At 67.5% G+C, this 18,353-nt stretch carries 15 protein-coding genes, 2 tRNA genes and 1 pseudogene; 11 read left to right on the forward strand and 7 right to left on the reverse strand.

The window, feature by feature from the left end; translation table 11 throughout:
• The 7 genes and pseudogenes from AC1DY2_RS03705 to rpmH all read right to left on the reverse strand — a co-directional run.
• Positions 1–1,079: hypothetical protein (locus AC1DY2_RS03705; RefSeq protein WP_476761177.1), on the reverse strand; the 1,079-nt coding region annotated here is incomplete at its 3' end.
• 2,111 nt (positions 1,080–3,190) lie between these two features.
• On the reverse strand, positions 3,191–3,820 hold the full coding sequence (gene rsmG, locus AC1DY2_RS03710) for a 16S rRNA (guanine(527)-N(7))-methyltransferase RsmG (protein WP_476761178.1): 630 nt from the start codon (positions 3,818–3,820) through the stop codon (positions 3,191–3,193).
• A gap of 16 nt (positions 3,821–3,836) precedes the next feature.
• Positions 3,837–4,334 carry a Jag family protein gene (locus AC1DY2_RS03715; RefSeq protein ID WP_476761179.1) on the reverse strand — a complete coding sequence of 166 codons (498 nt, stop codon included), beginning with the start codon at positions 4,332–4,334 and terminating at the stop codon, positions 3,837–3,839.
• A 3-nt stretch (positions 4,335–4,337) separates the two neighbouring features.
• A complete protein-coding gene (gene yidC / locus AC1DY2_RS03720; protein ID WP_309975734.1) occupies positions 4,338–5,306 on the reverse strand; it encodes a membrane protein insertase YidC in 969 nt (322 codons plus the stop codon).
• Positions 5,307–5,479: 173 nt separating this feature from the next.
• Positions 5,480–5,770: pseudogene (gene yidD, locus AC1DY2_RS03725) on the reverse strand (membrane protein insertion efficiency factor YidD); the annotation flags it as partial.
• A gap of 1 nt (position 5,771) precedes the next feature.
• The gene (gene rnpA, locus AC1DY2_RS03730; RefSeq protein WP_476761180.1) at positions 5,772–6,152 is read right to left on the reverse strand and encodes a ribonuclease P protein component; all 381 of its coding nucleotides are present in this window, start codon (positions 6,150–6,152) and stop codon (positions 5,772–5,774) included.
• An 8-nt stretch (positions 6,153–6,160) separates the two neighbouring features.
• Positions 6,161–6,298: a 50S ribosomal protein L34 gene (rpmH, locus tag AC1DY2_RS03735; protein WP_022889115.1), complete on the reverse strand. Its 138-nt coding sequence runs from the start codon at positions 6,296–6,298 to the stop codon at positions 6,161–6,163.
• Between the two features lie 503 nt (positions 6,299–6,801).
• Here rpmH and dnaA point away from each other — a divergent pair.
• The 11 genes from dnaA to AC1DY2_RS03790 all read left to right on the forward strand — a co-directional run.
• On the forward strand, positions 6,802–8,148 hold the full coding sequence (gene dnaA / locus AC1DY2_RS03740; protein WP_476761187.1) for a chromosomal replication initiator protein DnaA: 1,347 nt from the start codon (positions 6,802–6,804) through the stop codon (positions 8,146–8,148).
• A 474-nt stretch (positions 8,149–8,622) separates the two neighbouring features.
• The gene (gene dnaN, locus AC1DY2_RS03745) at positions 8,623–9,774 is read left to right on the forward strand and encodes a DNA polymerase III subunit beta (RefSeq protein WP_476761181.1); all 1,152 of its coding nucleotides are present in this window, start codon (positions 8,623–8,625) and stop codon (positions 9,772–9,774) included.
• An 88-nt stretch (positions 9,775–9,862) separates the two neighbouring features.
• A complete protein-coding gene (gene recF, locus AC1DY2_RS03750) occupies positions 9,863–11,083 on the forward strand; it encodes a DNA replication/repair protein RecF (protein WP_476761182.1) in 1,221 nt (406 codons plus the stop codon).
• Positions 11,076–11,567, forward strand: coding sequence for a DciA family protein (locus tag AC1DY2_RS03755; RefSeq protein WP_476761183.1), 492 nt, complete (start codon positions 11,076–11,078; stop codon positions 11,565–11,567). The genes recF and AC1DY2_RS03755 overlap by 8 nt, the downstream gene beginning before the upstream one ends.
• 123 nt (positions 11,568–11,690) lie before the next feature.
• A complete protein-coding gene (gene gyrB / locus AC1DY2_RS03760; protein ID WP_476761184.1) occupies positions 11,691–13,703 on the forward strand; it encodes a DNA topoisomerase (ATP-hydrolyzing) subunit B in 2,013 nt (670 codons plus the stop codon).
• A gap of 82 nt (positions 13,704–13,785) precedes the next feature.
• The gene (gene gyrA, locus AC1DY2_RS03765) at positions 13,786–16,308 is read left to right on the forward strand and encodes a DNA gyrase subunit A (RefSeq protein ID WP_476761188.1); all 2,523 of its coding nucleotides are present in this window, start codon (positions 13,786–13,788) and stop codon (positions 16,306–16,308) included.
• Positions 16,309–16,314: 6 nt separating this feature from the next.
• On the forward strand, positions 16,315–16,719 hold the full coding sequence (locus AC1DY2_RS03770; RefSeq protein ID WP_159601224.1) for a DUF3566 domain-containing protein: 405 nt from the start codon (positions 16,315–16,317) through the stop codon (positions 16,717–16,719).
• 65 nt (positions 16,720–16,784) lie between these two features.
• A tRNA-Ile gene (locus AC1DY2_RS03775) sits at positions 16,785–16,858 on the forward strand.
• A gap of 42 nt (positions 16,859–16,900) precedes the next feature.
• Positions 16,901–16,973, forward strand: a tRNA-Ala gene (locus AC1DY2_RS03780).
• Positions 16,974–17,264: 291 nt separating this feature from the next.
• Positions 17,265–17,978 (forward strand): hypothetical protein, encoded by a 714-nt coding sequence (locus AC1DY2_RS03785; RefSeq protein WP_476761185.1) that lies wholly within the window; start codon positions 17,265–17,267, stop codon positions 17,976–17,978.
• 39 nt (positions 17,979–18,017) lie between these two features.
• On the forward strand, positions 18,018–18,353 hold a 336-nt coding region (locus tag AC1DY2_RS03790; RefSeq protein WP_476761186.1), incomplete at its 3' end, for an NUDIX hydrolase.

Genomic DNA, 18,353 nt, shown 5'->3' on the forward strand with positions numbered 1-18,353 from the left:
CCCGAATCCGGTTCGCTTGAATCGACCGCGGGGGACAACCACGTGACTGCGGCGGTCGCGCCCTGGGCGGCCGCGCCCTGGGCGAAGGACGCGTCCACGTTGTCGTGGTCATTTCGTCCGATCGCCGCCACGCCTCCATCGGTGAGCGGCGCTGCGCCGGAAACCTCGTCGGAGCGCGGTTCCACAGGGGGCCTCGTGACCGCGGTCGTAGGCGATCCATCGCGGACGAGCGTGGACTCGGCCGAGTTCGGGGAGGTTGAAGGGGATGGGACCGGTGTCGACGGGGCCAGGGCTGGAGGAGCCGCGGTTGACGCGGCCGCGGCGGAAGCAGCGGCTGCGGAAGCGGCGCGAGTGGGYTGCAGTGATGACACGGTGTCGGCGGCGGCATCGCCGACGATCTCGCGGATCAGGTCTTCGAGCAAGCGGTCGGCGGACGCAGTGCTGCCGGCATGAGGAGTCGCCGCCGCCGTGGCCTCGGGGTCATCAGCCAGCGCGGCTGCGGTCGCGACATCCCAGTCGATACTCGGCACCGCCTGAGCGGTCCGATCGACCCCGACGAGGTCGGTGGGCCGCCCGGAATCGCCGCGCGAGGGCTGGGGGGAGGCCTCCTCCGTCGTCGGTACTGCGCCCGCCGGCTCCACTCGCGCGACCGACTGATCTGCCACATCGGGCACACGTTGGCCACTGTGTTCGTCGACCCTTCGCGCTGATTCGGCGTCCGACACCGCGACCAGCGGGTTGGTGAGCGGGGATGCGGCCTGTCCTGTTTCCGGCTGAGTCTGCGTCGTCGGCGACACGCGCATCCCTGGGTGTGCTGTCGATTCGTCGGAGTTGCCAGGCGTGAGAGGAGCGGTGGAGACGGCTGGCGACTGCGGCGTGGATGAGAGCGGCGGCGTCGCCCGCGCCTCGGGACTCCATCGCGCCTGGTCGTCGCGATCACTGCCGAACGGCACCGCGATCGGCTCAGCCGCTGCGGCGGAACTGGAGCCAGCGGACGCGTGAGTGGTGCCGTTCTGCGAGTCGACCTCGGGCTGGTGACGCTTTCGGTGGAACCATCCGCGTCCTCCCCCTTGGGCCATGCTGACTGCTCCAAACGTCACGCGGTATGCGGTGCTCACGGATCCCGGTCGCGGTCGACGACCTGGGATTCCAGCCTAACCGCCACCACCCTGCTTCCTGTCGTCGCGGCGCGCTATTCACTTCACTGAACCGACTCCGGCGCGTATAAGTCAGACGGACGCGATTCGGCTCGGCCCGGACCCAACATGCGGGAGGAGGGCCGGATGGGGTTCGATTCATCTGGGATGACCACGCGGTGCGCATCGGCTGGTCCACGCCGCTGTACCGGTCCCACGATGGACCAGGCGTCGAACCTTGCGCCGCCCGGCCCATCATGGATCGGAGGGCGTGGGTGCGTCCCATCCGCAGCACACCCGCCCTCAATGGTCATGTTTCACGTGAAACGCGGCAAGGCGCTTGTCACAACGAAGGCGCGTCCGGGCGCTCGGGGCGGGCCTGACGCGAGGGAGGACCACCCCGGGACCCCTTTCATGCTCAGGGGCCTCATCGGGGTTGCCGGAGGCCGTAAGCGATGACCCCCCGGTCCACCCGCAAAGCCCTGAATCGAGGCTGCGTGGCCATCTCCATACGGATGTTTCACGTGAAACGGGGCGCATCCGCCCGTCGCTACGCGGAAGGGATTCTGCGCTCGCGCGGAGGCCGTTGTAGACGAGAACCGTCTGATGCACTACGGCCTTTGAAGCGCACGGTGGTCCGCCACGGCGCGGCTCCGGCGCGGGCGCGGGGGCGGTGGCGTGCCGGTTCGGGGGAGGAGTCGGACCCGGCCAATTCGTTCGCTGCGTCAAAGCGTCCATGGGCCGACGGATCGCGCAGGAGGACGGAGGTTCTCAGGACTCTGTCGCGCACACCAAGTGGTGAGCATCCTCGCCCCCGCAGGGGAGTGGAGCCCGCGCGTGAACCAGAACCGCGAGCGTGAGCGGCGTTTCACGTGAAACGGCACCCTGTATCGGCCGCGCACTCTGGCATGACGACGGCTCCTTTTCGACATGAGCAGGTGAACGCCCTGATCCACCCGCTGACGTTCGGGCGCCCGCTGGTACGAATGGTGGCCCTCACTCCGGGGTAGGCACAGTGGGCGGGTTGGCGCGGCATCCCTCAGAGCGGGGCCGACGGCTACCAGGGAACCGACCTGTGCCTCGGCGGAGCTCAGACAACCAAGCATGAGACTGGAGCCTGTCCGCTGTGGAACGGTGAGCGCCTGCGTCCGAAGCCTCTCGCGTCGGGGGGCCAATACGCAGGATCAAGCCATCGATATTCCACCGGCCATCCCGACGGAACGCCTCAACCACCCACGTTGAGGCTGCATACCGGCGGGGACTTGTGATGTGAGGTCCGAACAGATCTCTCCCCGGTTCACGGATACCGGGGGACCTACAACGCCGAGTTCGGAGCGAGGTGGTGGACGCCGTCGACGCCGGGATCGCAGAGCCATTCCAGCCGGTTCAGTGGACGACCCAGTCGACCGGGCGCGGCCCGTGCAGCTTCCCCGACGAGCGGCGTCGCACGGACAATTCCCTCAGTCGGCGGAAGGCACCCGGCTGGTCGCAGCCAGCGACCAGCGCCCAGTCCTAGAAGGTGCTTCTGGCGGTGCTCGCCGAACGATGGCAGACGAAGACGGCGTCGCGGTAGTTCAGAACCCTGCACCAGCACGGCCACTTGGAATTGGTGCGCCCAGACGAATCCAAGCTCGACTGATCGGCGGACTCCGATGAACACCTACATCCCCGTTCTCGGCCGGCCTGCGGTCGCTGCCTTGCACCCTGGTCAAATCGAATGCCGGAAGCGGCGTAATACGGCCCGCGGTGACGGCCGACAAACCGGAGTGCCACCAAGTTGGCGCGTGAGCGTTTCACGTGAAACCGGTGTGGGGAGCGGAGCGCCGCCCGAGATCCGTGGTTCCCGGCAGGACAAGCAGGGCAACCGATGCGAGGAGCATCACGAGTGGCAGCGGGTGCCGGGTTGCGTGGCGTGCGGATTTGCGCAGCAATCGACGTCCACGAGAGAACGAGACCACCCGCGATCCGTCTCAACTCCTCGACGCACGCCATAGTTCACCATCCCGGTCGGGGACGCATGCCCAACGAGCCCGAGCGCGCCGGGTGAGCGGTGACTAGCGGACGGTCGCCCGGAACACGCGGGTGACTTCCGACACCACGCCCTCGCCGAGTACCAGCACCTCGGGATTCCGAACACCGAACCTGCGGATGACCTTCTCGGCCGCCGTGATCTCACCGTCGACTCCCGCGCCCTTCATGAGCACGAGCTCACCGCCCGGCTTGAGCAGGGGAGCGGTCACGGGGATCAGGGTGCGAAGCGCGCTCACGGCCCTCGCGGTCACCTGGTCGAGGGTCCCATTGAGCTTCGCCTCTTCGGCGCGCGCGCGAACCACCTCGACGTTGGCGAGCTCGAGTTCGTCGGCTTGGCGCCGCAACCATGCCACACGTCGTTCCATCGGCTCGATGAGCGTGAACGTGACATCCGGTCGCATGATCGCGAGCACGAGGCCGGGCAGCCCGGCGCCTGAGCCGACATCACCGACACGGCCGGGGCGGACGAGCGGAGCGACCAGCGCACTGTTGAGGATGTGGCGGGTCCAGAGCCGCGGCAGCTCCAGCGGCCCGATGAGTCCCAGCTCTTCACCGTGACGTGCGAGCGACTCGGTGAAGCGGCGGCCCGTTTCGAGGTGCTCGCCGAAGATCGCGGCCGCAGCCGCGGGCTCGGGCTCGAGTCCGTCGGTCATCGTTTCACGTGAAACGTCACGCACCACGCGTGATGATGGTGTGACGCTCGGCGCCCTCACCGCGGGACTCCGAGTGGAACCCCTGCTCACTGACCAGGTCGTGCACGAGCTTGCGCTCGTACGACGACATGGGCGGCAGTGCCGCTTCGGCTGCGCCGGCCTCGATGCGCTCGATCGCGCGGCTGACGAGGCCGCCGAGCTCGCTGCGACGCACGTCGCGCGAGCCGCCGATGTCGAGGATGAGACGGGAGAACGCACCGGTCTTGGTCTGCACCGCGAGCCGGGTGAGCTCCTGGAGGGCACTCACCGTGTCGGGCTTCGAGAGCAGGTTGAGGTTGGCGCCCTCGCCGGCGTTCACCGAGACATACGCCCGGCCGTTGCGTGCGTCGATGTCGATGTCACCATCGAGGTCGCAGATGTCGAGGAGTTCCTCGATGTAGTCGGCGGCGATGTCGCCTTCTTCTTCGAGCTGGGCGATCGAGCGGTCATCCGTCTCGTGCTGCACGTTGGTCATGGTCTACTTTCCACCCTGCTTCTTCGCACGCGTCTTGCCGACTGGCTGCTGACGCTGCGTGGTCTTCTTCTCTTCGACGACGATCGTCTCGGGCTTGTCCTCGACGACGAGCTTGCCCTTCTTGGCGAGGCGAGCCTCGCGGGCGCGAGCCGCTTCACTGCCGGGCGTGGGCATGTTCCGGATGACGAGGAACTGCTGCCCCATGGTCCAGAAGTTGGAGATCAGCCAGTAGAACATCACGCCGAGGGGGAAGGCGACACCCGAGAACGCGAAGACGAGGGGGAGCAGGTACAGGAGGATGCGCTGCTGACGGAACATCGGGCTCGCCTTGGTCTCAGGCGACATGTTCTTGGAGACGATCTGCAACTGCGTGATGAACTGCGACGCCGTCATGAGCACGATCATCGTGAGCGCGATGACCATGACGTTGATGCTGAACGGCTCGCTGGCCGTCATGAGGTTCCACTGCTCGATGAACGTGGCCTTCAGCGGTGCGCCGAGGAACTCGGCGTTCGCGAACGAGTTGGCGAGCTCCTGCGTGAAGAGGCCGACACCGGCCTTGTCGTGCTGCGCGTCCTGGAGCACCGAGAACAGTGCGAAGAACACCGGCATCTGCAGCAGGAGCGGCAGGCAGGAGGAGAGCGGGTTGGTGCCGGTCTTCTTGTACAGCTCCATCGTCTCGCGCGACATCGCCTCGCGGGAGAACTGGTCCTTCTTGCCCTTGTACTTGTCCTGGATCTTCTTGAGCTGCGGCGCGACCTCGAGCATGCGGCGCTGGCTCTTGATCTGGCGGACGAAGATCGGGATCAGCGCGGCACGCACCACGATGACGAGGCCGACGATCGACAGCACCCAGGTGACGCCCGCATTGGGGTCGAGCCCGAAGAACGTCCACATCGAGTGGAACGCGACGAGGATCAACTCGATGACCCACTTGATGGGCCAGAGGATCAAGCCGATGAGATCAGGCATGTGCGGGGTCAGTCCTTTCGGGACAGTGCGGGGGTCGAGGTCATGGTCGCCGGCTCGGCGGTGAGCGGGCGCAGCGTGGAGTGGCGGGCGATGCCGTCGTCAGCCCGATGGGCGAGTTCGTGGGCGCGACGCGCGGTCGCGGCATCCGCTTCGGCCTTCGGGAACATGCCCTTCGGCACCACCCATCCGAACGAGGTGGTGCGGTACCGGTCGTGACCCGCCGGCCGGACGTCGTCGATGCCGCCGGCCGTCCAGGGATTGCAGCGGATGATGCGCCATGCCGTCAGCGCGGTGCCCACGACCAGCCCGCGCTGCTGCACCGAGCCGAGCCCGTAGGCCGAGCAGGACGGGTAGTAGCGGCAGACGTCGCCGTAGAGCGGTGAGATTGCAGCGCGATATGCGCGGAGCAGCAGCACGCCCAGGTTGCGGGGGAGGAGCACCACGAAGAGGGCGAGGTCGCGCATGTCAGCCCACCCGGGAGTCGATGAGCGGGGCATGATCGGAGACCGACGGTCGAGCACGGCGGGCCAACGCGTCGAGCACCTCGCTGCGGAGGGTGCCGAACTCGGCATCCGCGGCACCGGGCAGTGCGCGAACCACGACGTCGACACCGCGAACGCCGCCGACCAGGGCGTCATGACAGACGGCCTTGAGTCGACGGCGCACGAGATTGCGGCGAACCGCGTTGCCGACCTTCTTCGAGACGATGAAGCCGAAGCGTGCGTCGGTGCCCGACTCCCGTGAGCGCACATAGGTCACGGTGTGGGCACCGGCGACCTTCGCACCGCGGCGCACGATGACTCGATAGTCGTCGGCGCTCGTGATGCGATTGGCTTTGGCGAGCACCGCAGCGGCTACGCGGAGAGTTCGGTGCGACCCTTGGCGCGGCGTGCCGACAGGATGGCACGGCCTGCGCGGGTGCGCATGCGAAGGCGGAAGCCGTGCTTCTTGGCGCGACGACGGTTGTTCGGCTGGAACGTACGCTTGCTCATTCTTCTTCTCCGACTGTCGGATCTCCGCGCCGTGCTGATGATGCGATGGTGCGGCGGGAAAACTGGGTGCCCAAAGGGCTGGGGTCAACCTATTAAAACTACGGCCTCGAAGGGCCGTGGTCAAACCGGGCACGACTCGATCACGCCGGAGTGCAAACGACACAGTATCCCGCGTTCCTCGGGAAAGCCTGTGGAACGACACGCCAGGGCGGTCGAATCCCTGCACGGGCATTTGTCCCCGGGGGCGACATTCGCTACCGTTTGAGACCAGTTATCCCCAGCCTCGCACGCGGAATCCCGGGCGTCGTCGCAATTCTGCCCACAGGCGGTGGATAACGCTGTGAACACTTCGCCTCGCGCCGCTTGCATCGTCGATCGGGGGATCGATCAGCGGCACACACAACGGCACCGAACGAATGCGGGGAACGATGACAGAGCAGCCCATCTCGGACACATGGGCCACCGTCCTCGACCGCCTCTCCCATGACGATGCGATCACCCCGATGCTGCAGGGCTTCCTGAACCTCGTCGAGCCGAAGGGCATCGCGGCCGGCACCTTCTACCTCGAGGTTCCAAACGACTTCACGGCGAGCATGCTCAACCAGCGCATGCGGGTGTCGCTCCTCACGGCGATGAGCGCGATCGACTCGCCGTCCTCGGTCACGTCGTTCTACGTGGTCGTGAACCCCGAGCTCGAAGAGGCGCGCGCTCCCGAGCCGCAGTCGCCGGCCCTCGACGACTACCCGAACCCGGTGGAGCTGCACGCCTCTCCGCAGTCGGTGTTCGAGAACACGAGCCCCGATCGGCCACGTGATTCGCGCCTGAACCCGAAGTACTCGTTCGACAGCTTCGTGATCGGGCAGTCGAACCGGTTCGCGCACGCCGCGGCCGTCGCCGTGGCCGAGGCGCCGGCGAAGGCCTACAACCCGCTCTTCATCTACGGCGACTCCGGGCTCGGCAAAACCCACCTCCTGCACGCCATCGGCCACTACGCGATGAGCCTGTATCCCGGCATCCGCGTTCGGTACGTCAGTTCCGAGGAGTTCACGAACGACTTCATCAACTCGATCGCGAACAACCGCGGTTCGCTGTTCCAGCAGCGGTACCGCAACATCGACATCCTGCTGATCGACGACATCCAGTTCCTGCAGGGCAAGGCCGAGACGCAGGAGGCGTTCTTCCACACCTTCAACACCCTGCACGACCACAACAAGCAGGTCGTGATCACGAGCGACGTGCCGCCGAAGCACCTCACCGGCTTCGAGGACCGCATGCGCAGCCGGTTCGAGTGGGGCCTCATCACCGACGTGCAGGCGCCCGACCTCGAGACCCGCATCGCGATCCTGCGCAAGAAGGCGCAGTCCGAGCGGCTCCAGGTGCCCGACGAGATCCTCGAGTACATGGCGTCCAAGGTCTCGAGCAACATCCGCGAGCTCGAGGGCACGCTCATCCGCGTCACCGCGTTCGCGAGCCTGAACCGTACTCCGGTCGACATGCCCCTGGTGCAGACGGTGCTGAAGGACCTGATCACGGATGACACGGACAACGTCGTGGCTCCGGTCGACATCATCACCGCGACGGCGGACTACTTCAAGCTCACCGTCGACGACCTCTACGGCTCGAGCCGCTCGCAGGCCGTCGCCACCGCCCGCCAGATCGCGATGTACCTGTGCCGTGAGCTGACGAGCCTCTCGCTCCCCAAGATCGGGCAGCTGTTCGGCAACCGCGATCACACGACCGTGATGTACGCGAACAAGAAGATCTCCGAGCTCATGAAGGAGCGCCGGTCGATCTACAACCAGGTCACCGAGCTCACCGCGCGCATCAAGCAGGTCAGCCGCTACCGCTGATCCCGACGTCGATTCCGGATGCCGCGAGCCGCCGCCGCGGCATCCGCTCGGCTCGATCGGGGCGCTCAGACGCCCCCTCAGCGCCCTGTGGCGACCGTTCGGCGACGATTCCCACAGCTGTGGAAAAGTTGTGGATTGTTAACGAGCAACCCCGCCACGCCTGTTGAGACGGGCGGTGAGCCTGTGCACAACCGCCGGATCGCCGGATGGCCGGCCAACGGCATCGGCCTCCAAACCCACACGCTGTGCACAGATGGAATGGGTCGACTCGGGCGTCGTTCCGCGGATCACTGAACACCATCCACAGTTTCCACAGCGGTTAACACCGTTAAGAGAGAACTGGTTAACCGGGGGATCCCGACAACATCGAGATCGGGGAGCGCTCGGCGCTCTGCGCGGCGGAATGTCCCCGCGCCGCGCGAAGCAGGCCCGCTAGCATGGGAGCCACCCAGCGACATCCACGACGGGAGAACCGTGAAGTTCCAGGTCAATCGCGACGTCTTCAGTGAGGCCGTCTCCTTCGCCGTCAAACTCCTGCCCCAGCGCACCACGCTCCCGATCCTCTCCGGCGTCCTCATCCGGGCGAACGCCGACGGACTGGTCCTCTCCTCCTTCGATTACGAGGTCTCGTCGCAGACCGAGATCCAGGCCGATGTCGAGGAGCCCGGCACCGTGCTCGTCTCCGGCCGGCTGCTCGCCGAGATCGCGGGTCGCCTTCCCAATGCGCCGGTGCGCGTGGCGACCGAGGAGTCGCGCATCCAGGTGAGCTGCGGCTCGGCGAGCTTCACCCTCCTCTCGATGCCCGTCGAGGAATACCCGTCGATTCCCGAGATCGGCGCCGAGTCCGGCGTCGTGCCCGCCGAGGAGTTCGCCTCGGCCGTCGCGCAGGTCGCGGTCGCCGCATCCCGCGACGACGTCACCCCCGTCATCACCGGCGTGCAGCTCGAGGTCCGTGAGAACAACCTCAGCCTGGTCGCCACCGACCGCTACCGCGTCGCCGTCCGCGAGATCGACTGGGACGGCGGCAACGTCGGCGGCGGCGAGGACACCGTCACCGCGCTCGTTCCCGCCCGCACCCTCCAGGAGGTCGGCAAGACCTTCGGGCACTCCGGCACGATCTCGGTCGCCATCACGAGCCGCGACGACCGCGAGCTCATCGCGTTCAGCGCCGAGAAGAAGACGGTCACCTCACTGCTCATCAAGGGCAACTTCCCACCCGTGCGCCGCCTCTTCCCCGAGACGGTCGACAACTACGCGGTGATGAACACCGCCGACCTCATCGAGGCGACCCGTCGTGTCGCCCTCGTCCTCGAGCGCGAGGCCGCCCTCCGCTACAGCTTCTCGGCCGACGGACTCACACTCGAGGCGATCGGCAGCGAGCAGGCCCAGGCGTCCGAGACCATCGACGCGATCCTCACCGGCGACGACACCGTGGTGTCGCTGAAGCCGCAGTTCCTCCTCGACGGCCTCGGCGCCGTGCACTCCGAGTTCGTTCGCATCTCGTTCACCAAGACCGAGAACCCCAACAAGCCCGGCCCCGTGCTCATCACCAGCCAGACCTCGCGCGAGCAGGCCGGCGCCGACACCTACCGCTACCTGCTGCAGCCGAACCTGCTGCTGCGCTGAGTCCGGTCGCGGCGCCACGAGGCGACCCCGCCTCGCCGTCGGTGGCGCGGGGTAGCRTTGGTTCGTTCGGATTCGAAGGGAGCCCCGCGTGCATGTCGCCCGCCTCTCCCTCACCGACTACCGCAACTACGAGCGCGCCGAGCTCGAGCTCGGGCCGGGTGCCACGGTGCTCGTGGGCCGCAACGGCCAGGGCAAGACCAACCTGGTCGAATCGATCGGCTACCTCTCGACGCTCGGCTCGCACCGAGTGTCGAGCGACCAGCCGCTGATCCGGGCGGGGGCGGATGCCGCGATCGTGCGGGCGCTGCTCGCCCACGGCGAGCGAGAGCTGCTCGTCGAATTGCAGCTCAACCGGCAGGGCGCCAATCGCGCCCAGCTCAACCGTTCTCCCGTGAAGACGCGCGAGCTCCCGCGCTACACGCACAGCGTGCTGTTCGCGCCTGAGGACCTCGCGATCGTCCGAGGCGAGCCCTCGGTTCGCCGCCGCATGCTCGACGAGCTGCTCGTGCAGCGCACACCACGGCTCTCGGGCGTCATGGCCGACTACGAGCGAGTGCTCAAGCAGCGCAACTCGCTCCTGAAGAGCGCCCGAGCCCGAGGCCTCTCGGCCGAGCGGCTGCCCACCCTCGACATCTGGGACGAACGGCTCGTCGACCTCGGCTCGGAGCTGATCGACCAGCGCCTCACGCTCATCGACGAGCTGGCCGGGCCGCTCGCCGCCGCCTACCACTCGATCGTCGACGCCGACCACGCGCCGTCGTTGCAACCGTCGCTGTCGATCGACGGTGCCGATCCCGACGACGACGCCCCTGCGGCATCCGTCTCGGCATCGGGGTCGGCGTCGGCACCCGACGCCGACGCGCCCGCGGCATCCGACACCCGCTCCCGGTTCACGTCGGCATTGCAGGTGTTGCGCCCGAAGGAGCTCGAGCGCGGTATCACCCTCGCGGGTCCGCACCGCGACGACGTGCTGCTGCTGCTCAACGGACTGCCGGCCAAGGGATACGCGAGTCACGGTGAATCGTGGTCGTTCGCGCTCGCCCTGCGCCTCGCGTCCGCCGAGCTCCTGCGCCGGGACTCGTCCACCGGCGATCCCGTGCTCGTGCTCGACGACGTCTTCGCCGAGCTCGACCGGTTGCGCCGGCAGCGACTGGCCGAGGCGATCGTCGGCTTCGAGCAGGTGCTGGTCACCGCCGCGGTGCTCGAGGATGTGCCCGAGCCGCTCACGGCGCGCATCGTGCACATCGAGTCCGGCCGCATCGTCGAGTCCGCCGGCATCGTCGAGTCCGAGGCGACGACCGATGTCTGACGCCTCCAGGTCCGAGGCCGCCCGGGTCTACCAGCACTTCCGCGAGATCTTCGGCGACGCCCGGCCGCGACCCGGCCGGGCCAGAGCCCGCACCCGCGAGGTATCCGGCAGTGAGCCGTTCACCCCCGGCCGCGACCCGAAACCGCTCGCGGCGGCGATCGACGGACTCACGACGCAGCTCGGATGGTCGGCACCGCTCTCCCAGCATGAGGTGCTCGCCTCGTGGGCAGAGGTCGCGGGCGACGAGATCGCGAAGCACTCCGACGCGATCGCCATCGAGGGCGGGGTGCTGCAGGTGCGGTGCGAGTCCACCGCCTGGGCCACGCAGCTGCGGCTGATGCGCACCGACCTGCTCACGCGCATCCTCGACAGGTACCCCGGCGCGGGGGTCGAGATGATCCGCTTCCAAGGGCCGGATGCCCCCACCTGGAAAAGGGGTCCCAGATCGGTTCCAGGGCGTGGTCCGCGCGATACCTACGGCTGACACGGCAAATTCGGTCACTTCGCCTGTTCGATCGCCTCAGATCGGCGCTTCCGGGTCGGTGAGCACCCTCCGTTTGATAGGATGAAGGGTCGCCAGAATGACGGTCAGGAGCCCGATTCACACATGACAGCCGAACCCACGAAGGCCCAACAGTCGCCGGCATACGGTGCTGATGAGATCCAGGTACTCGAGGGCCTCGAAGCGGTTCGCAAGCGGCCGGGTATGTACATCGGCTCGACGGGTCCCCGAGGCCTGCACCATCTCGTCTCCGAGATCGTCGACAACTCGGTCGACGAAGCGCTTGCGGGCCACGCCACGACCATCGACGTCACGATCCTGGCCGACGGCGGCGTTCGGGTCATCGACGACGGCCGCGGCATCCCGGTCGACGTCCACAAGACCGAGGGTCGTTCCACGGTCGAGGTCGTGCACACCGTGCTTCACGCCGGCGGCAAGTTCGGCGGCGGCGGATACGCGGTCTCGGGTGGGCTCCACGGCGTCGGGGCATCCGTCGTCAACGCGCTCTCGTCCAAGTTCGACGTGGCGGTGCGCCGCCAGGGCCACGTGTGGCGCCAGTCGTTCACCGTCGGCGTGCCCGACGCCCCGCTCTCGAAGGACGAGCCGAGCGACGAGACCGGCACCATGACGACGTTCTGGCCGAGCCCCGACATCTTCGAGACCGTCGAGTTCGACTACGAGACGCTCCGAGCACGGTTCCAGCAGATGGCGTTCCTCAACAAGGGCCTGCGCATCACCCTGACCGACGAGCGCGTCGGCCACGTCGACATCGATCCAGACGACACCGCAGAGACCGAGGGTGAGGCCGCGGCCCCGCGCACCGACACCTTCCTGTACGAGCGCGGACTGGTCGACTACGTCGAGTACCTGAACCGCTCGAAGAAGTCCGACCTCGTGAACGAGGAGATCATCTCCTTCGAGACCGAGGACACGGAGCGCAAGATCGCCCTCGAGGTCGCGATGCAGTGGACGACGGCCTACACCGAGTCGGTCCACACCTACGCGAACACGATCAACACGCACGAGGGCGGCACGCACGAGGAGGGGTTCCGGGCGGCGCTCACCACCCTCATCAACCGCTACGCGCGCGAGAAGGGCATCCTCAAGGAGAAGGACGACAACCTCTCCGGCGACGACGTGCGCGAAGGCCTCACCGCGGTCATCTCGGTGAAGCTCTCCGAGCCGCAGTTCGAGGGCCAGACCAAGACGAAGCTCGGCAACACCGAGGCGAAGTCGTTCGTGCAGAAGGTCACGGGCGACCAGCTCACCGACTGGTTCGAGCGCAACCCCGGCCCGGCCCGCGACATCATCCGCAAGGCGATCCAGGCGGCGACCGCGCGCCTCGCGGCGCGCAAGGCCCGCGAGGCCACGCGCCGGAAGGGCCTGCTCGAGTCGGGCGGCATGCCCGGCAAGCTGAAGGACTGCTCGTCGAAGGACCCCTCGGTCTCCGAGATCTTCATCGTCGAGGGCGACTCGGCCGGCGGCTCGGCCGTGCAGGGCCGCAACCCCGAGACGCAGGCGATCCTGCCGCTGCGCGGCAAGATCCTCAACGTCGAGAAGGCCCGCCTCGACCGGGCCCTCGCGAACAACGAGGTGCAGGCCATGATCACGGCGTTCGGCGCCGGCATCGGCGAGGACTTCAACCCCGAGAAGGCCAGGTACCACAAAATCGTGCTCATGGCCGACGCCGACGTCGACGGCCAGCACATCACGACGCTGCTGCTCACGCTGGTGTTCCGTTACATGCGCCCGCTCATCGAGCTCGGCTACGTGTACCTCGCGCAGCCGCCGCTGTACCGCCTCAAGTGGACCAACGCCGAGCACCAGTTCGTGTACTCCGACAAGGAGCGCGACGCGCTGCTCGCCGACGGCACGGCGAAGGGCTGGCGCATCCCCAAGGACAACGGGATCCAGCGCTACAAGGGTCTCGGCGAGATGAACCACCAGGAGCTCTGGGAGACCACGATGAATCCCGAGACCCGCACCCTGCTCCAGGTGACCATGGACGACGCGGCCGCCGCCGACGAGATCTTCTCGACCCTGATGGGCGAGGACGTCGAGAGCCGCCGCAACTTCATCCAGAAGAACGCGAAGGACGTGCGCTTCCTTGACATCTGACACCGTGAACCCCGGCACCGACGCGAACGACGAGGGCCCCGGCATCCACGGCCGGATCGACCAGGTCGACCTGCAGCTCGAGATGCAGCGGTCGTACCTCGACTACGCGATGAGCGTGATCGTCGGGCGCGCGCTGCCCGACGTGCGCGACGGCCTGAAGCCTGTGCACCGCCGCGTGATCTACGCGATGTACGACGGCGGATACCGCCCCGACAAGTCGTTCTCGAAGTGCGCCCGCGTGGTCGGCGACGTGATGGGGCAGTTCCACCCGCACGGTGACACCGCGATCTACGACGCCCTCGTGCGCCTCGTGCAGCCCTGGAGCCTGCGCTACCCGCTCGCGCTCGGACAGGGCAACTTCGGCTCGCCGGGCAACGACGGTGCGGCCGCCCCCCGGTACACCGAGACGAAGATGGCCCCGCTCGCGCTCGAGATGGTGCGCGACATCGAGAAGGACACCGTCGACTTCCAGGACAACTACGACGGCCACACGCAGGAGCCGTCGATCCTGCCCTCGCGGTTCCCCAACCTCCTCGTCAACGGGTCCGTCGGCATCGCCGTCGGCATGGCGACGAACATCCCGCCGCACAMTCTCCGTGAGGTGGCATCCGGCGCCCAGTGGTACCTGGAGCACCCCGAGGCCTCCCGCGAGGAGCTGCAGGAAGCGCTCATGCAGCGCATCAAGGGCCCCGACTTCCCGACCGGCGCCCAGATCCTCGGCGTCAAGGGCATCACCGACGCCTACCGCACCGGCCGCGGGTCGATCACGATGCGTGCCGTCGTCTCGGTCGAGGAGCTGCAGGGTCGCACCTGCCTCGTCGTCACCGAGCTGCCGTACCAGGTGAACCCCGACAACCTCGCGATCAAGATCGCCGACCTCGTGAAGGACGGCAAGATCGGCGGCATCGCCGACATCCGTGACGAGACCTCGGGCCGCACCGGCCAGCGCCTCGTCATCGTGCTGAAGCGCGACGCGGTGGCGAAGGTCGTGCTGAACAACCTGTACAAGCACACCCAGCTGCAGGACAACTTCGGCGCGAACATGCTGGCGATCGTCGACGGCGTGCCCCGCACGCTCTCGATCGACGGCTTCATCGCGCACTGGGTCGACCACCAGATCGACGTCATCGTGCGGCGCACCCAGTTCCTCCTCCGCGAGGCCGAGGCGCGCATGCACATCCTGCGCGGCTACCTCAAGGCGCTCGACGCGCTCGACGAGGTCATCGCGCTCATCCGCCGCTCGCCCACGGTCGAGGAGGCCCGCGACGGCCTCATCGACCTGCTCGACATCGACGAGCTCCAGGCGCGCGCGATCCTCGAGCTGCAGCTGCGCCGCCTCGCGGCCCTCGAGCGCCAGAAGATCATCGAGGAGGCCGAGAAGCTCGAGGCCGAGATCGCGGACTACCGCGAGATCATCGCCTCGCCGGCCCGCCAGCGCACGATCGTCTCCGACGAGCTCGCCGAGATCGTCGCGAAGTTCGGCGACGACCGACGCACGCACATCCTGCCGGGCTACGACGGCGACATGTCGGTCGAGGACCTCATCCCCGAAGAGGAGATGGTCGTCACCGTCACGCGCGGCGGGTACGTCAAGCGCACCCGCAGCGACAACTACCGCTCGCAGCACCGCGGCGGCAAGGGCGTCAAGGGCGCGCAGCTCCGCGCCGACGACGTGGTCGAGCACTTCTTCGTGACCACCACGCATCACTGGCTCCTCTTCTTCACGAACATGGGCCGCGTGTACCGGGCGAAGGCGTACGAGATCGCCGAGGGCGGACGCGACGCGAAGGGCCAGCACGTCGCCAACCTGCTCGAGATGCAGCCCGACGAGCAGATCGCCGAGATCCTCGACATCCGCGACTACGAGGTGGCGAAGTACCTGGTGCTCGCCACGCACGACGGCCTCGTGAAGAAGACCGAGCTCACCGCCTACGACACCAACCGCTCGCGCGGGGTCATCGCGATCAACCTCCGCGAGGGCGACGAGCTCGTCTCGGCGATGCTCGCCGACGAGGACGACGAGATCCTGCTCGTGTCGAAGAAGGGCATGTCGCTGCGCTTCGAGGCGACCGACGAGGCGCTGCGGCCCATGGGCCGTTCGACGTCGGGCGTGAAGGGCATGAGCTTCCGCGACGGAGACAGCCTGCTCGAGGCATCCGTCGTCGCGCATTCGAACGGTGACACCGAGGTCGAGACCCCGGAATCCGGCCCCGACGACGCCGGCCAGAAGCTCAGCCCATCCGACACCTACGTGTTCGTCGTCACCGAGGGCGGCTTCGCGAAGCGCACGCGCGTCGAGGACTACCGCAAGCAGCAGCGCGGCGGACTCGGCATCAAGGTGGCCAAGCTGAGCGACGACCGCGGCGATCTCGCCGGCGCGCTCATCGCCTCACGGGCCGACGAGGTGCTGGTGGTTCTTGCCAGCGGCAAGGTGGTACGCTCTGACGTCGCCGAGGTTCCCGCCAAGGGCAGGGACACGATGGGCGTCGTCTTCGCGAAGTTCGCGGACGACGACCGGATCATCGCCATCGCGAAGAATTCCGAACGGAATCTCGTGGAGGAGGCCGCAGAGTCAGAAGCGGCCGAGCCCGCGGGAGAGGAGTAACCGTCTATGAGTAGCGTCGCCGAGAAGCTGGCCCGCAAGTCCAACCGCCGGCCCCCGGCAAAGCAGGTGCGCCTGCGCCTGGTCTACATCGACTTCTGGTCGGCGGTGAAGCTCTCGTTCCTCGTGGCCGTCTGCTTCGCGGTGATCAGCATCGTCGTGACGTTCCTCATCCACACGGTGCTGAGCTCCACCGGCATCTTCGAGCAGGTCAACTCGCTGGTGCAGGATGTCGCGGGCTCGAGTGGCGACCTCACGTCGGTGCTCTCGCTCGGCAACGTCATGGGCTTCGCGGTCGTGGCGGCCCTGCTCAATCTCGTCGTGACCACCGCGCTCGGCGCGATCATCGCCGTGCTCTACAACCTCAGCGTCAAGATCACCGGCGGCCTGCTCGTCGGGTTCACCAACAACTGACGCGAGGCTCGGCTCGATTCGGAGATTCCTGCAGCGTCAGGTAGTCTTTCCTTCGGCCGAAATTCGGGGATATAGCTCAGGCGGTTAGAGCGCTTCGCTGATAACGAAGAGGTCCGAGGTTCAAGTCCTCGTATCCCCACTCCGATAATTCCAAAGCCGCGGATGTCACGGCATCCGCTCCGGGGCCTTAGCTCAGTTGGTAGAGCGCCTGCTTTGCAAGCAGGATGTCAGGAGTTCGAATCTCCTAGGCTCCACAGTATTCACGGCATTCCCGGCCGCCTCACTCGCAGCACCCCGTCAGACCGTTCGGTCGTGGTTCACATCTGATGGTGCTACTGATGAAGAATCTTCATTGGTTGGAGCAGGCGACGATGACCACCGCTGAACCACCGAGACGACCGGGCCGAGCCCGGTTGGCGCGGATCGCCGCAGCCTCGGCGCTCGCCTTGGCAGCAGGTGCGATCGGGATCGTCGCGGGGCAGGCCGCCCCGCCGGCGGACGGGCCCGACGCGGACCGCGGCGGGACATCCGCGGCTCGCACGACGATGGCCACGCCAGAGGTCGTCGTCGTGCACGGCGGGATACCCACTGCTGGCACGACCACGGCCACGCCCGAGGTCGTCGCCGTGTGGGCCAGGATGCACCAGGGCTGGATCTTCGTGTACGACGACGGACGGGTGCTCTCCCATCGCGATGTCGGCCCCATCCTCGAACGCCACCTCAGCCTCCACGGCGTCGACCTCATCCGCCGTGGGATTCTCGAGCCACAGGATCTGGAGCTGTACCTGAGCATGACCGTGCCTGCCTCGGCGTGGTCCGACCCGATCCCCGATGTCGTCCTGCCCGAGCGGTATGCCGTGTGCAAGATCGACGCGGACGGCACTTCCCAGCACGGAGAGGTGCTGGGAGACGTGGGATCGATCTGGCGTCGCCTGCCTGCCGAGCAGCAGGCGCTCTTCCGTGCCGGCCGCGTCCTCAGCTTCGCGGTCGATGCGGCCGACGACACCAGCCCCTACCTCGGGCAGGACGGTCATCACATCGAACGAGGTCCCGGGGCCGCCTGCTTCGTGCTGAGTCCGGCCCAGGCGCGAGCGGTCTGGTCGCAGACGCGGGCGCCGGGGGACTCCTCAGGGGAAGCCGGTGAGCTGCTGCCGGGCGACTCGAGCGTCGCCGAACCGCTCGGGGTCGCCCACGCGGACTTCCGGTTCCTCGCCGTGCCGTTGCTGCCCCACGGCGGTGGGATCTTCTGGGGCGGGTGACGCAGACGGGCTGCGATGGGCCACGAGTACAGTGTCGGGATGGACATCCGCATCGCCGCGTATGGCGTGATCATCCGCGACGGGCAGATCCTGCTCTCGCACTGGAACGAGCACGGACGGTCGGGCTGGACCCTGCCCGGGGGTGGCATCGAGGAGGCGGAGCATCCCGTCGCCGCGGCGAAGCGCGAGATCTTCGAGGAGACCGGCTACGAGGCATCCATCGACCAACTGCTCGGCATCGACACCATGGTCGTGCCCGCGGCCCGACGCCACTCGGGCACCGATCCGCTCTACGCCATGCGGATCGTGTACCGCGCGACGGTGGTCGGCGGCGACCTCCGCAACGAGGTCGGCGGCTCGAGCGACGAGGCGCGT

The sequence above is a fragment of the Agromyces sp. P1_H4 genome (assembly GCF_056405255.1).